General features: G+C 68.0%; 16 protein-coding genes. 7 read left to right on the top strand and 9 right to left on the bottom strand.

What is annotated here, in order from left to right; genetic code table 11:
* Window positions 1-114 precede the first annotated feature (114 nt).
* From mug to AFR_RS10925, 4 genes are read left to right on the top strand one after another with little or no spacing between them, the layout of a single operon-like run.
* Window positions 115-663, top strand: a complete 549-nt coding sequence (gene mug, locus AFR_RS10940) for a G/U mismatch-specific DNA glycosylase (RefSeq protein ID WP_023360348.1) — start codon at window positions 115-117, stop codon at window positions 661-663.
* Complete coding sequence (locus tag AFR_RS10935; protein WP_023360346.1) at window positions 660-1,160, top strand: SET domain-containing protein; 501 nt, start codon at window positions 660-662, stop codon at window positions 1,158-1,160. The genes mug and AFR_RS10935 overlap by 4 nt, the downstream gene beginning before the upstream one ends.
* Window positions 1,161-1,201: 41 nt before the next feature.
* Window positions 1,202-1,555, top strand: coding sequence for an ArsR/SmtB family transcription factor (locus tag AFR_RS10930; protein WP_023360344.1), 354 nt, complete (start codon window positions 1,202-1,204; stop codon window positions 1,553-1,555).
* Window positions 1,552-2,142 carry an SRPBCC family protein gene (locus AFR_RS10925; protein ID WP_023360342.1) on the top strand — a complete coding sequence of 197 codons (591 nt, stop codon included), beginning with the start codon at window positions 1,552-1,554 and terminating at the stop codon, window positions 2,140-2,142. The genes AFR_RS10930 and AFR_RS10925 overlap by 4 nt, the downstream gene beginning before the upstream one ends.
* A 44-nt stretch (window positions 2,143-2,186) precedes the next feature.
* Here AFR_RS10925 and AFR_RS10920 read toward each other — a convergent pair whose 3' ends face one another.
* Window positions 2,187-3,014 (bottom strand): glycoside hydrolase family 16 protein, encoded by an 828-nt coding sequence (locus tag AFR_RS10920; protein ID WP_023360340.1) that lies wholly within the window; start codon window positions 3,012-3,014, stop codon window positions 2,187-2,189.
* Window positions 3,015-3,217: 203 nt separating this feature from the next.
* Here AFR_RS10920 and AFR_RS10915 point away from each other — a divergent pair, with 203 nt between their 5' ends.
* Complete coding sequence (locus AFR_RS10915) at window positions 3,218-3,580, top strand: YciI family protein (protein WP_023360338.1); 363 nt, start codon at window positions 3,218-3,220, stop codon at window positions 3,578-3,580.
* Window positions 3,581-3,582: 2 nt separating this feature from the next.
* Here the strand turns inward: AFR_RS10915 and AFR_RS10910 are convergent, their stop codons facing one another.
* The 7 genes from AFR_RS10910 to AFR_RS10880 form a co-directional block, all read right to left on the bottom strand.
* Window positions 3,583-4,152 carry a GNAT family N-acetyltransferase gene (locus AFR_RS10910; protein ID WP_023360336.1) on the bottom strand — a complete coding sequence of 190 codons (570 nt, stop codon included), beginning with the start codon at window positions 4,150-4,152 and terminating at the stop codon, window positions 3,583-3,585.
* Complete coding sequence (locus tag AFR_RS10905) at window positions 4,149-4,706, bottom strand: CG0192-related protein (RefSeq protein WP_023360334.1); 558 nt, start codon at window positions 4,704-4,706, stop codon at window positions 4,149-4,151. Before AFR_RS10905 ends, AFR_RS10910 begins: the two co-directional genes overlap by 4 nt.
* Before the next feature lie 49 nt (window positions 4,707-4,755).
* On the bottom strand, window positions 4,756-4,959 hold the full coding sequence (locus tag AFR_RS10900) for a hypothetical protein (protein ID WP_023360332.1): 204 nt from the start codon (window positions 4,957-4,959) through the stop codon (window positions 4,756-4,758).
* A 117-nt stretch (window positions 4,960-5,076) separates the two neighbouring features.
* Window positions 5,077-7,026 (bottom strand): ABC transporter ATP-binding protein, encoded by a 1,950-nt coding sequence (locus AFR_RS10895; RefSeq protein ID WP_023360331.1) that lies wholly within the window; start codon window positions 7,024-7,026, stop codon window positions 5,077-5,079.
* A gap of 92 nt (window positions 7,027-7,118) precedes the next feature.
* Window positions 7,119-7,898, bottom strand: coding sequence for an enoyl-CoA hydratase/isomerase family protein (locus tag AFR_RS10890; RefSeq protein ID WP_041840777.1), 780 nt, complete (start codon window positions 7,896-7,898; stop codon window positions 7,119-7,121).
* A complete protein-coding gene (locus AFR_RS10885; protein WP_015620263.1) occupies window positions 7,895-8,122 on the bottom strand; it encodes a helix-turn-helix domain-containing protein in 228 nt (75 codons plus the stop codon). The genes AFR_RS10890 and AFR_RS10885 overlap by 4 nt, the downstream gene beginning before the upstream one ends.
* A 487-nt stretch (window positions 8,123-8,609) precedes the next feature.
* Entirely contained in the window at window positions 8,610-10,214 is a 1,605-nt protein-coding gene (locus tag AFR_RS10880) for an ABC-F family ATP-binding cassette domain-containing protein (RefSeq protein WP_023360328.1), read from the bottom strand.
* Window positions 10,215-10,449: 235 nt separating this feature from the next.
* Here AFR_RS10880 and ypfJ point away from each other — a divergent pair, with 235 nt between their 5' ends.
* Complete coding sequence (gene ypfJ, locus AFR_RS10875) at window positions 10,450-11,370, top strand: KPN_02809 family neutral zinc metallopeptidase (protein WP_023360326.1); 921 nt, start codon at window positions 10,450-10,452, stop codon at window positions 11,368-11,370.
* A gap of 605 nt (window positions 11,371-11,975) precedes the next feature.
* Here ypfJ and AFR_RS10870 read toward each other — a convergent pair.
* Window positions 11,976-12,638 (bottom strand): acVLRF1 family peptidyl-tRNA hydrolase, encoded by a 663-nt coding sequence (locus AFR_RS10870; protein ID WP_023360324.1) that lies wholly within the window; start codon window positions 12,636-12,638, stop codon window positions 11,976-11,978.
* Window positions 12,639-13,032: 394 nt separating this feature from the next.
* Here AFR_RS10870 and AFR_RS10865 point away from each other — a divergent pair, with 394 nt between their 5' ends.
* On the top strand, window positions 13,033-13,395 hold the full coding sequence (locus tag AFR_RS10865) for a DUF6232 family protein (protein WP_148307922.1): 363 nt from the start codon (window positions 13,033-13,035) through the stop codon (window positions 13,393-13,395).

Genomic DNA, 13,395 nt, shown 5'->3' with positions numbered 1-13,395 from the left:
CAGCGCGTACGGTGAAGGTTTGAATTTAAGGTTGAGAACAGGTTGACCGGAATAGCGTTTGCCATTCCGGGAGCGCGTGGCGACGGCCCGGCGCCCGGCGGATACGCTTCACGCATGCTTGGCAGACCCACTCCCGGTGAGGTCGCGGCAGCCGCGGACCGGACCATCCCGGATCTTGTCGGCCCCGGCCTGCGGGTCCTCTTCTCCGGCATCAACCCGAGCCTGTACTCGGCGGCGACCGGTCATCACTTCGCCCGGCCGGGCAACAGGTTCTGGCCCGCACTGCACCGTTCCGGCTTCACGGCACGACAGCTGCACCCGTCGGAGCAGGGGGAGCTGCCCGCCGCGGGCCTCGGCATCACCAACGTCGTCGCCCGCGCATCCGCAAGGGCCGACGAGCTGTCCCCGGCCGAGCTGGTCGCGGGCGGCCGGATCCTCGCCGATCTGGTGGCGACGTGGCAGCCGCGCTACCTGGCGGTGCTGGGTGTGACCGCCTACCGGACGGCGTTCGCGCGGCCGAAAGCGCGCATGGGCCCGCAGGACGAGAAGATCGCCGGCGTGCCGGTCTGGGTGCTGCCCAACCCGAGCGGCCTCAACGCCCACTACACCGTGGACACCCTGGCGGCAGCGTTCGCCGAGCTCAAGGAGGCAGCAGACCGATGATCCCGCCACCCGACCCGGACTGCTGGCTGCACTCGGGTGTCGAGGTGCGCGATTCACCGATCGAGGGGCGCGGGCTCTTCGCCCGGAGACCGATCCCGGCGGGCACGGTGGTGTCCCGGCTCGGCGGCCGCCTGGTCTCGGGGCCGGAACTGCAACGGCTCATCGAGGACCCGGATCAGCCGTACGTGGACACGATCACGGTGAGCGCGACTCAGCACCTGGTGCTGCCGCCGCGCCGCGCGAACGGGTACGGCAACCACAGCTGCGACCCGAACCTGTGGTGGTCCGGGCCGTACACGCTCACGGCACGCCACGACCTCTCCCCCGGCGTCGAGCTGACCAACGACTACGGCACGAGCACGGCGGACCCTGCGTACCGGATGATCTGCAGGTGTGGATCTGCCCTGTGCCGGGGTGTGGTCACGGGCGACGACTGGCGGCGGGCTGACCTGCACGAACGCTACGGCCCGCACTGGATTCCGCTGCTTTCTCAGTGACAGGACTGGCTTATATAAGCCGAGAGTGTCAGAATCGTGCGGTGCACGCTTTTGACGTCCTCGGCGATCCGGTCCGCCGCCGGATCCTGGAGCTGCTCGCCGACGGCGAGCAGACCTCCGGCGCGATCTCCGCGGTCGTCCAGGCCGAGTTCGGCCTCTCACACCCCGGCGTTTCTCAGCACCTCCGGGTCCTGCGGGAGAGCGGCTTCACCACGGTACGAGCGGAGGGCACCCGCCGCCTGTACGCGGTCGACGCCGAACCGATGCGGGAGGTGGACGTGTGGCTCGACCAGTTCCGGCGCTTCTGGAACCAGCGCCTCGACGCGCTGGCCACCGAACTCGCCCGCGGCAAGCGCGCACGACGCCGGCCGACAACCGAGAGGGACAAGTCATGAACGACATCGCGGCTCAGCTCACAGCGATCCACCGCGCGGTCAGCACAGTGAAAGCGGAAGGCGGCGAGACCGTGAATGTGCTGCTGCGCCGCACCTACAACGCCGAGGTCGAGGACGTCTGGGACGCCCTGACCGACCCGGACCGCGTCAAGCGCTGGTTCCTGCCGCTGACCGGCGACTTCCGTGAGGGCGGCACTTTCCAGCTGGAGGGCAACGCCGGCGGCGACATCCTCACCTGCGACCCGCCGCGCCTGCTCAAGGTGACCTTCGGCGGACCGGTCAGCCTGGTCGAGCTGCGCCTGGCCCCGGACGGTGACGAGTCCACGGTCCTCGAGCTCGAGCACACCGTCCCGATCGAGATGGCCGGCAGCGGCGCGGGCGCGCTGTTCGTCGGCCCCGGCTGGGACGGCATCTTCGTCGGCCTCGGCCTGCACCTGTCCGGTGAGGACGTGAAGGACCCGGTCACCGGTGACCACGCCCACCGGTCCATCGACGCGTGGGTCGCCGCGGTCGAAACCTCGGGCACGGCCTCCGCGGACGAGATCGCCGCGGGCAAGGCTGCCGCTCTCGGCCAGTTCGCACCCTGACAAAACCTCGGAGAGGGAGGCACGACGCCTCCCTCTCCGACTGCCTACGAGCTGACGTGCACGTAATCGATCAGCATGCGGCTCTCGTCGGGCAGGCCGGCCGGGTTGCCCTGGCCGAAGTTCCCGCCGACGGCCATGTTGAGAATGATGAAGAACGAGTGCTCGAACACCCAGTCGACGTTGCCCTTCGCGGCACGCAGCGAGTCCGGGGTGGCGCGGAAGTACTCGTTGCCGTCCACGGTCCACACGATCAGATTGGGCGACCAGTCCACGGCGTACGTGTGGAAGTCCTGGTACCACGGCGAGCCGGAGACGAGCTGCCCGCCGTACGAGGCACCGCCCGAGTAGCCGGGGCCGTGCAGTGTGCCGAACAGCTGGTTGGGCTCACGACCGACGACCTCCATGATGTCGATCTCGCCGTCGGCCGGCCAGTTGCCGCCGCCGAGCATCCAGAAGGCGGGCCACAGGCCGGAACCGTCGGGCACCTGGATCCGCGCCTCGACCCGTCCGTACTGCTGGGTGAACTTCCCCGCGGTCTGGATGCGGCCGGAGGTGAACTGGCAGGTGCCGTTCCAGCAGTCGTTGTGCCCGCCGCTGCCCTTACGGGCGGTGATGACCAGATGGCCCTGCCCGTCCATGGCGATGTTGCTCGTGCCGTCGGTGTAGTACTGCAACTCCTGGTTGCCCCAGCCGTTGCCGCCGGTGTCGAAATTCCACTTCGACGTGTCGACGCCACTGCCGGCCGAACCGTTGAAATCTTCGTTCCAGACGACCGCAGCCTCGGCGGTGTCACTACGGGAGCCGACCGCGAGGCCGGCGCCCAGGGTCACCGTGAGGGCGGTGGCCGCGATGAGGAGCCTTGACTTGTGCATGGGGGAATCCTCCGGGGAGAGGGGCAATACCTAACAATCCCCAACATAGACCCCGGTCATTCAGTCAGCACAACCCCAACCATGATCTTCACTGTGCGTGACCGCTCCCCCAACCGCAACTCGGCAGGTGTCGGATCCGGCGCATGCCGTTCGTAGCGTCAGTAGAGACCGGCGTCGGGTCCGGGCGATCAAAAGGAGCAGACATGGCTGAATACCTCATCTACTTCAACCAGCAGTGGGTGGGCGACCACACCGAGGAGTGGTTCCGCGGGCGCGGTCCCCTCGCCAAGGCGGTCGTCGACGAGATCAAGGCCGCCGGGGCCTTCGTCTTCGCCGGGGGCCTGGAGGAAGAGGACGGCCCGGTCTTCACCGCGGACCCCACCAGCGGCACGATCGTCGTCACCGACGGCCCCTACGTCGAGACCAAGGAGTTCCTGGGCGGTCTGGCCATCGTGAACGTGCCGGACGAGGCAACCGCCCGGATGTGGGCCGGCAAGATCGCCGAGGCCTGCGGCTGGCCCCAGGAGGTCCGCCGCTTCAAACCACCCCGCGTCCTGCACGGATGAGATCAGCGCTGCAGGAGGATCCACTCGTCGCGGGTCAGGGCGTATTCGACGTCGCCGTGTTCGTCGCCGGGAATCTTGTCGGGCCAGTCCTGGTGGAAGGTGCGGACGTAGCGCAGGCCCGCCTTTTCCATGACCCGGCGTGAGGCCACGTTGACAGCCATCGTCTCGGCGTAGACGCGGTCGGTGCCGAGGTCGGTGAAGCCTTTGTGGATCAGCGCGCGGGAGCCCTCGGTTGCGTACCCCTGACCCCACGACGACCGTCGCAGCCGATAGCCCAGCTCGACGCCGGCGCCGGCCATCGGGCCGCGGGTCTGCGGCCTGAAGTGGAACCAGCCGAGGAACTCCCCCGTCGCCTTCTCGATCGCAGCCCAGAACCCATGGCCCTCGCCGCGCGGGTAGTACGCCATCCAGAACGGCAGGACGTCGTCACGGACCTCCTCGAGCGGCGTCGGCCGGCCACCGTTGATGTAGAACATCACCTCGGGATCACTGTCGAGATCCACCACGGCGTCGAGATCGCCGGCCGTGAACTCCCGCAGGATCAACCGCTCGGTCTCCAGAAAAACCTTCATTCCGCGTACGCCAGCAGCAGCGGAGCGGGCAGCCCCGCCACCACCCCGGTCAGGGTCGCACCGCTCGCCCGGGTGCTCTCACCGGGTTGCCGGACGACGGTCACCGGGCGGTCCCCGGGTGCGACGCCGCTGCCCGTGATGGTCATCGTCGCGGGTCGCAGCTCACGCCGCCCGTCGACCTCCAGGTATTCCTCGGCCTGGGGCGCCCCCGCGATGGCGTCGGCCAGTCCGGCGTGAAAAACCGGATCGCCCAGCCCGTCGTAGATCCACCGTCGACCGAGAACGCCGTGTTCGGCCGTACCGATCAGCCAGGCCTCCGCCCCGTCGAGCGGCGCGCCGCGATAGGTGAGCGGCACCTGGTGGATCGGCCCGTCGCCGACCCGGACCAGCATCGTCTCGACGCCGACCTCCCCCGCCGGATCGTCGATGCGGTAAGCCGCAACCCGCCGCATCCCGTCGGCACCTGCCCCGTCGAACCACGCCTGCCCCGGCAACCAGGCAGCGAGAAGATCAAGCTTGGACGGTGTCAGCTCCGTGCGATAAAGCAGCGCCATGCGCGAATCATAGAAGCCCCCATCGCCCCAGGTGGCGGCCTGCCGACACTCACTTCACGCCCGGAGACGGCGAAGTCGCGGCGGCGAGCGGAAACCTCCGCGTGGTGTTCTCCGCGTTGCCGGTGGTCGCCGCGCTGGTGCTGAGCCTGCTGCCGAAGCCAGCGGCCGCGGCCTCGTACCCGAGGACCACCTCGGCGTAGTACGGGCCGACCAGGACGGTCCTCCTCACCCTGGGCGTAGAGGACGTCGTCACGCCGACTGCATGCCCGCCCGAGCCCGGCGCAAATCAGGGCTGACAGTCCCGCACCGGCCACGCCTACGGCTCCGACTTCCGATCCACCAGCTGGTAGTGAGGGCTGAGGCTGATCGCCTACGGCTCGACCGGGTGGGCCGCTGTGACGATCACCGGCTCGGGGTCGTCGGCGAACGGCTGGGCTGGGCTGTCCGCCACCGCGAACTGTGTTCGGTAGAGCTCCGCGTAGAGGCCTCCCGCCGCCACCAGTTCGTTGTGTTTGCCTCGCTCGACGATGCGGCCGTCGTCCAGGACGAGGATCTGGTCGGCGTCGCGGACCGTTGACAGGCGGTGGGCGATCACCAGGGCGGTGCGGCCCTTCAGGGCGACCGACAACGCCCGCTGCACTGCAGCCTCGGACTCACTGTCGAGGTGGGCGGTCGCTTCGTCGAGGATGACGATTGATGGGTGTTTGAGCAGCAGACGGGCGATGGCGATGCGCTGCTTCTCGCCGCCGGAGAAGCGGTAGCCGCGCTCCCCCACGACCGTGTCGAGGCCGTCGGGCAGGGCGCGGACCAGGGCGGCGACCTGGGCGCCGTGCAGGGCCTCCCACATGTCGGCCTCGGTGGCGTCGGGGCGGGCGTACCGGAGGTTTTCGGCGATGGTCTCGTGGAAGAGGTGGGAATCCTGGGTGACGACGCCGATGGTGTCGCGCAGGGAGTCGAGCGTGGCGTCGCGGACGTCGACACCGCCGACGCGGACCGCGCCCTCGGTGACGTCGTAGACGCGGGAGACCAGCATCGACGTGGTGGACTTGCCGGCGCCGGACGGGCCGACCAGGGCCACCAGCTGCCCGGGCTCGACGGTGAAGTCGACGCCGCGCAGCACGGGGGCGTTCTCGGTGCGGTCGAGCGCGACCACGTCCTCGAGGGTGGCGAGGGAGACCTCGTCGGCGCTCGGGTAGCGGAAGTGCACATCGCGGAACTCGAGCCGCCCCGACCCGGCCGGGATGGCCACCGCGTCGGGCTTCTCCTCGATGCCCGGCTTCAGGTCGAGGACCTCGAAGACCCGGTCGAACGAGACCAGCGCGCTCATCACGTCGACGCGGACGTTGCTCAGCGCGGTGAGCGGGCCGTAGAGGCGGGTCAGGAGCAGCGCCAGGGTGACGACGGTGCCGGCGGTGACGCTGCCGGTGACCGCGAGCCAGCCACCCAGGCCGTACGTCAAAGCCTGCGCGAGTGACGCGACCAGCAGCATGGCGACGAAGAAGGTGCGGGAGAACATGGCCTGCTGCACGCCGATGTCGCGGACCCGCTGGGCGCGTTCACCGAAGTGGGCGGCCTCGGTGTCGGGCCGGCCGAAGAGCTTGACCAGCAGCGCACCCGAGACGTTGAAGCGTTCGGTCATGGTCGCGTTCATCTTCGCGTCCAGGTTGTACGACTCACGGGTGATCTCGGCGAGCTTCTTGCCGACCCGCCGCGCCGGGATGATGAACACCGGGAGCATGACCAGCGACAGCACGGTGATCTGCCACGAGAGGCTGAACATGACGCCGGCCGTCAGCACGAGCTGGATGACGTTGCTGACCACACCGGACAGTGTCGACGTGAACGCCCGCTGCGCGCCGGTGACGTCGTTGTTGAGGCGGCTGACCAGCGCACCGGTCTGCGTCCGGGTGAAGAACTGCAGTGGCATGCGCTGGACGTGGTCGTAGACCCGGGTGCGCAGGTCGAGGATGATGCCCTCGCCGATGCGGGCGGAATACCACCGCTGGGCCAGCGAGAGGAACGCGTCGATCACGGCCAGGCCGGCGATGGTGAACGCGAGCTTGATGACGGTCGCGGCCGCGTCGGAGCCACCGGCGGTGATGGCGTTGACCACGTGGCCGGCGAGGACCGGCGTGGCGACACCGATGCCGGCGGCGAACACGACGGTGATGAGGAAGACGATGATCTCGCGCCGGTAGGGGCGCGCGAACTTCAGGATGCGTTTGGTCGTGCCCCGGCTGAGCTGATGCTTGGAGACGCGCTCGGAATTCTGGATCGAGCGCAGCATCATCCAACTGGAACCGCTGGACATCGGACCCATGTGTCACCTCCCGGGCGTCTGGAACCGCAGGGCACAGTCTGCCTGCTGGGTACGACAACCCGAGAGGTAACAGGTTTCTTCCGGATCGGTCCTTACTCGGTGCCCATCAGGTCACGCAGGCGGCGTGTCTGCGCTTCCCGCTCGGCACGGTCCTGCTCGGCGTACGAGCGTTGGGGCGCTCCGGCCAGCAGGGCCTTGATCTCGGAGACGGCTCCGGCGTCGGCCGCGAGCACCGCCGCGGCCAGGTCGGCGACCGCACCTTGCAGGTCGGCGCCCGGAACGACGGCCGTGGCCAGACCGATCCGGTCGGCTTCGTCCGCCGAGATCCGCCGTCCGGTGACGCAGATCTCCAGGGCGCGTGACGCACCCACGAGCTCGGTCAGGCGTTTTGTCCCACCCAGGTCGGGCACGAGGCCGAGGGTCACTTCGGCCATCGAGAAGCGTGCATCATCGGCGAGAACCCGGAAGTCGCAGTTCAGCGCCAACTGAAATCCGGCCCCGATCGCATGACCCTGAACAGCCGCGATCGTGACGAGCGAGGGACGCCGTAACCAGGTGAACGCTTCCTGGAAGCCGGCAATGCGTTCTGCGCACTCTTCCGGTGACAACCGGGCGAGTACCGGCAAGGAAGAATCGCCGTCGCCGCGGGCAACCGACAAGTCGAGTCCCGCGGAAAAGGCGCGTCCTTCACCCCGGACAATGACGACTCGCACATCCCCCGTCAATTTCCGGGAAATGTTGCCGAGCTCGGACCACATCGCCGGAGTCTGTGCATTGAGCACATCGGGCCGGCACAACGTCACCGTCGCGACCGGCCCGTCCTGGTCATACCGAACGCCTGCGTCGGACCCGGGTGATGCGCTGGTCGTCACGCCTTCTTACGACGGCGGGCGCCGCCGCGCTGGCGGAGCTGAACGCCTGACTCGGTGAGCACCCGGTGCACGAATCCGTACGACCGGCCGGTCGAAGCGGCCAGCGCCCGAATGCTCTCTCCGGACGTGTAACGCTTCACCAGGTCTTTGGCGAGCGTCTGCCGCTCGCTTCCGACGATTCGACGACCCTTCTCAGTGCTGGTGGCTGTGCCGGTGGCTGCCATGTTGAATCCTCACGTCCCAGACTGTGCGGTTCGATACGGTCCCACCTATTAGACCGCCTCCAACGATCATGCGCTAGGGATCCTGGCTTGACGAACGTGCCCAATTACCACTGTCAGGAACCCGACGGTCACCATGCGCATCAATGTCAGACGCTTGTCACGGCGCTTGCGAGAGGCCCGGAAACTGCTTCGCGAGAGCCTTTGCGGCGCCCACTGCCGGTCCGTCGTGGTATACGTGGCGGCGGTCCAAGACCACCCGCTGAGCTGCACAAACATCAACTACACGGTGGACGGACAACGATGTCACTCAGCGTCTACCGGAAGTTCACGAAGAGACGCGGTCGAACGCCCGTACGGTCAGGGCCGGCTCGGTTGAGCGTGCCCGGACGCCGGGGAACGCTGCCCGGCGCCGGGCAAAGGTCGCACTGTCTGTGTGGGCACCAGTTGACAACTGACGATGCCGATGATCGGCGGATCGCTATGCCGATCAGGCGAGCTCGACGAGCTCCAGCAGGTCGTCGCTCCACGCGTCCTCGTCACCGTCGGGCAGCAGGATCGCCCGGTCCGGCTTGAGCGCCTGCACGGCACCGGCGTCGTGGGTGACCAGCACGATCGCCCCCGGGTAGTTCGCGATGGCGTCGAGCACCTGCTCGCGGCTGATCGGGTCGAGGTTGTTCGTCGGCTCGTCCAGCAGCAGGACGTTGGCACCCGAACAGACCAGGGTGGCGAGGGCGAGACGGGTCTTCTCACCGCCGGAGAGCACTCCGGCGGGCTTGTCGACGTCGTCACCCGAGAAGAGGAACGCACCCAGGATCTTCCGCAGCTCGGTGTCGGTCTGCTCGCCACCGGCACTGCGCATGTGGTCCAGGATCGTGCGGTCCACGTCCAGCGTCTCGTGCTCCTGGGCGTAGTAGCCGAGTCGCAGACCGTGCCCCGGGCGTACCTCTCCGGTGTCGGACTGGAGGTGACCGCCCAGAATGCGGAGGAGCGTGGTCTTGCCCGCGCCGTTGAGGCCGAGGATCGCGACGCGCGAGCCGCGGTCGACCGCGACGTCGACGTCGGCGAAGATCTCCAGCGACCCGTAGGACTTCGACAGGCCGTGCGCGGTGAGCGGTGTCTTGCCGCACGGTGCCGGGCTCGGGAAGCGGACCTTCGCCACCCGGTCCGAGGTGCGTACGTCCTCCAGGCCGTCGAGCAGCTTGTTGGCCCGCTTCGCCATGTTCTGCGCGGCGATGGTCTTGGTGGCCTTCGCCCGCATCTTGTCGGCCTGCGCGAGCAGCGCACCGGCCTTCTTCTCCGCGTTGGCCCGCTCGCGGCGGCGCCGGCGCTCGTCGGTCTCCCGCTGCGCCAGGTACGTCTTCCAGCCGACGTTGTACATGTCGACCTCGGCGCGGTTCGCGTCGAGATACCAGACCCGGTTGACCGTGGCCTCGAGCAGGTCGACGTCGTGGCTGATCACGATCAGGCCGCCCTTGTGCTGCGAGATGTACCCGCGCAGCCAGGTGATGGAGTCCTGGTCGAGGTGGTTCGTCGGCTCGTCGAGCAGCAGTATGCCCTTGCCGTTCTGACCCGAGTTCTGGAAGAGGATGCGCGCCAGCTCGATCCGGCGGCGCTGACCACCGGAGAGCGTGCCGATCGTCTGGGCCAGCGCCCGGTCGGGCAGGCCCAGGTTGGAGCAGATCCGGGCGGCCTCGGCCTCGGCCGCGTAACCGCCGAGGCTGGCGAACTGGTCCTCCAGCTGGCCGTACTTCCGGATCAGCTTCTCGTCGGCGCTCTCCTCGAGCTCGATCTCCAGCTTTTGCATCTCGGAGAGGAGCACGTCGAGGCCGCGGGCCGAGAGCACCCGGTCGCGGGCGGTGACGTTGAGGTCGCCGGTCCGCGGGTCCTGCGGAAGGTAACCAACCTCACTGGTGCGGGTCACCTCACCGGCGTAGGGCGTGCCCTCACCGGCGAGCACCTTCAGCGTGGTCGTCTTGCCGGCGCCGTTCCGGCCGACGAGCCCGATCCGGTCACCCGGCTGCACCCGCAGCGTCGTCGGTGAGATCAGGATCCGGGAGCCGGCGCGCAGTTCAAGTCCGGTGGCGGTAATCATGAGGAAGCGTCTCGCTCTCAGAGAATGAAGGCTGGCTCAGGGCACACGGAAGCGCCGAACGGTCTCAGGTCCAGTCGGACTCGAGGGTCCCGGTCGGCGCGGGGCAGGTCAGCCTTCGCAGAGCAGCACCCGCCGATTGTACCGGGCTCCCCCCGCGACCTCCCAACCGATTAGCGAGCAAGATCATCGGGTAAGCGCCGGACCACACGTGCCGGATGGGGCGAGCGAGGATGAGATGGAACTCAACGAGAACGCCAGGGTCGACACCAGTCAGATCGACGACCAGCGAGGTTCAGGTGGAGGCGGCGGCGGCATCGGCGGCCTCCCGATCGGCGGCGGCGGCCTGACGGGCATCATCGTCACCGTGCTGCTGGCTCTGGTCGGCGGTTACTTCGGCATCAACAACCTCACCGGCGACAGCGGCGGCGCGCCGCAGACCGGCGACAACACTTCGCTCAGCCAGAAGTGTTCCCAGTCGGACGCCCGCGGGCAGCTCGACTGTCGCAACGTGCTCTACGTCAACTCGATCCAGGACTACTGGGTCGAAGCCCTCCCGGCCAACTTCGGCGAACAGTACAAACCCGCCAAGACGGTCCTGTTCTCCAACGCCGTCCGCACCGGCTGCGGCAACGCCGACTCCGGCGTCGGCCCGTTCTACTGCCCCGCCGACGACCGCGTCTACATCGACCTGACCTTCTACAAGGTCCTCGCCGACCAGCTGGGCGCGCCGGGCGAATTCGCCCAGCCCTACGTCCTCGCCCACGAATACGGCCACCACATCCAGGACCTCCTGGGCACCGAGGCCGAGATGCGCCGCGCCCAGGAACGTGACCCCGACAGCGCCAACGCCCAGTCCGTGAAGCTGGAACTCCAGGCCGACTGCTACGCCGGCGCCTGGGCCAAGAACGCCACCGGCACGGACGACGGCTCCGGCCAGAAAATCTTCAAGAGCATCACCGAACAGGACATCCAGGAAGGCCTCGACACCGCCGCCAAAATCGGTGACGACGCTCTCCAGCAGCGCAGCGGCGGCTCGGTCAACCCCGCCGAATTCACACACGGCACGAGCGCCCAGCGCCAGCAGTGGTTCAGCAAGGGGTACAGCTCGGGCTCCCCGAAGGACTGCGACACGTTCGCCGCCGGAGCGGTGAGCTGACGATCAGGATGTCCTGCTGACCGTCGTACCTGGTTCGCTCTTTTTTCCAGATCAAGGCCAGGCTGTCGTGCCTGATTGCATGGCCCTGATCGTCGCTCCCGCCGAGACCGGGCGCGGGGATCCATTCGCTGGCGCTCATGAGCAGATCCCCGCACCCTGCCAGGTCCGTGCTCGGTAACCGCACAGGACGTCTCGCCCCGCCGACGCGTGCGCGCGTGACTTCGGTCTCGCCTCGGCTGCTCGGCTTTCCGACGCCGTCCTGGACGCGGTCCGGCAAGTGAAGGCCCAACTTCACGGAAGTTGGGCCTTCCTGCCTGTAGGTAGGCCCGACTTCGCTGAAGTTGGGCCTTCCTGCCCGGTAGGTAGGCCCGACATCATGGAAGTTGGGCCCTCCCGCTGGCAGGTAGGCCCGACATCACGGAAGTTGGGCCCTCCCGCTGGCAGGTAGGCCCGACATCACGGAAGTTGGGCCCTCCCGCTGGCAGGTAGGCCCGACATCACGGAAGTTGGGCCTGCAGGCGAGGGAGGGGCCAACTTCGCGGAAGTTGGGCCTGCTGGGTCTTCCGGACGTTGTCACGGTGGTTTCTGTCGGCGCCGGGAGGTGGCTATTTGTGGCTCGGTGCTGATTGGTCTGGGGTGGGGTCCTGGATGAGGATCTGGATTGTTCGAGCCGCGGCGGTGGCGTCCTCGAGCACAGTTTTGCGGGGTTCGGGGACGTCGAGGAAACGGTCGCTGATCAGCGGCGCCAGCGGTCGCAGATTGGGTGTGGCCAGGATCGTCTCCACGGCCGTGCGGTCGCCGCCGGTGACCAGGGCGGTGAGCGTGCGTACCTCAGGGAGGAGCAGGCGGGCAGCGATGCCGGCACCGTCGGCAGCGGCTGCTTTGGCCTGGTTGTCGCGGCGGCGGGCAAAACGCTGCTGCGACCAGCCGCCGGCCGCGGTACGCCCCTGCACGTAGTGCGTGTCGACCTTGGACACGATCAGCTTGGTGCCCTCCGCGACGCCGACCGCCACCGCTCCCTTGCGCGCCAGGAGCAGCCCGATGCGGCGCGCGACGGCGGCTTCACGCTGCAACGCCGCCAGGTCTTCCACGGGCGGTGCGCCCGGCGGCGGTGAGAGCTCCGCGGTGGCGCCGTCCTCGGCGGTGACGATCAGCCCTGCGGCCGTCCACGGGCCGTGCCGGGTGGCGAAGTTCTCCAGCCAGCGCGTCAGCCGCTCGGGCGCGACATCGACCCATCGTCCCCCACCCGCCGCCGGCTTCGCGCTCATGAACGACACCCTACGGCGATCGACTTAGCGGCTGATGCACGCTCGAGGATCACAACTCCACCGGACATGCTGTCGAGAACTGGCCGCAGCGAGGTCACTGCAGCAGTCGCGCGGTCAATGAAGTGAACCCGGCCATGCCCGGGCCCTCTACTGCCCCTGCCTCAGGTCTGCTCTGCAAGGCCACCCATATCTGCACTTTGCAGATTGGGTTTCGCAGATGGCGCTTTGATGTCGGCTGGATCCTTCCTGCAAGACGCTGGTAGCAGTTTAATGAGCGTTAAGGAGAGGGGTGGCGATGTATCAAGGACCTGAGCTCGGAGGTGGCGGCGGAGGCCGGCGCCCGCGATGGCGGATCATCTACCTCGACGACACGATCATCATCACCAGTTGGTACGTGGAGATCGACGGCGCTCGCATCCCCCTGGCAGACCTGCATGACGTGCTCGTCTGCCTGACGTACCGGTACCCGCTCGTCAAAGTCACCGCAGTGATGGGCTTGATCGAGGCCGCTATCGCGGGAACCTCAGCCGCGGTGTTGCAGTCCGGCTGGATGCTCCTTGCCGGAGTGTTCTCTGCCTGCACTGTGGCGATGGGGGCGATCACGGACTTCCGGAAGAACCCACGTTTCATGACGATCGAAGCCACCTGGCGCGGCAAACGGATCGTGCTCTTCCGCACCCGGGACAAGCAGAAGTTCGGTCAGGTGCGTCGTGCCCTGATCCGGGCCATCGAAGACAACCGCGGTTTCCGGCCCTGA

Origin of the sequence: Amorphoplanes friuliensis DSM 7358 (genome assembly GCF_000494755.1) — a bacterium.
In the GTDB taxonomy this organism is placed as follows: Bacteria; Actinomycetota; Actinomycetes; order Mycobacteriales; family Micromonosporaceae; genus Actinoplanes; species Actinoplanes friuliensis.
This window is presented reverse-complemented; position numbering and strand designations above follow the sequence as displayed.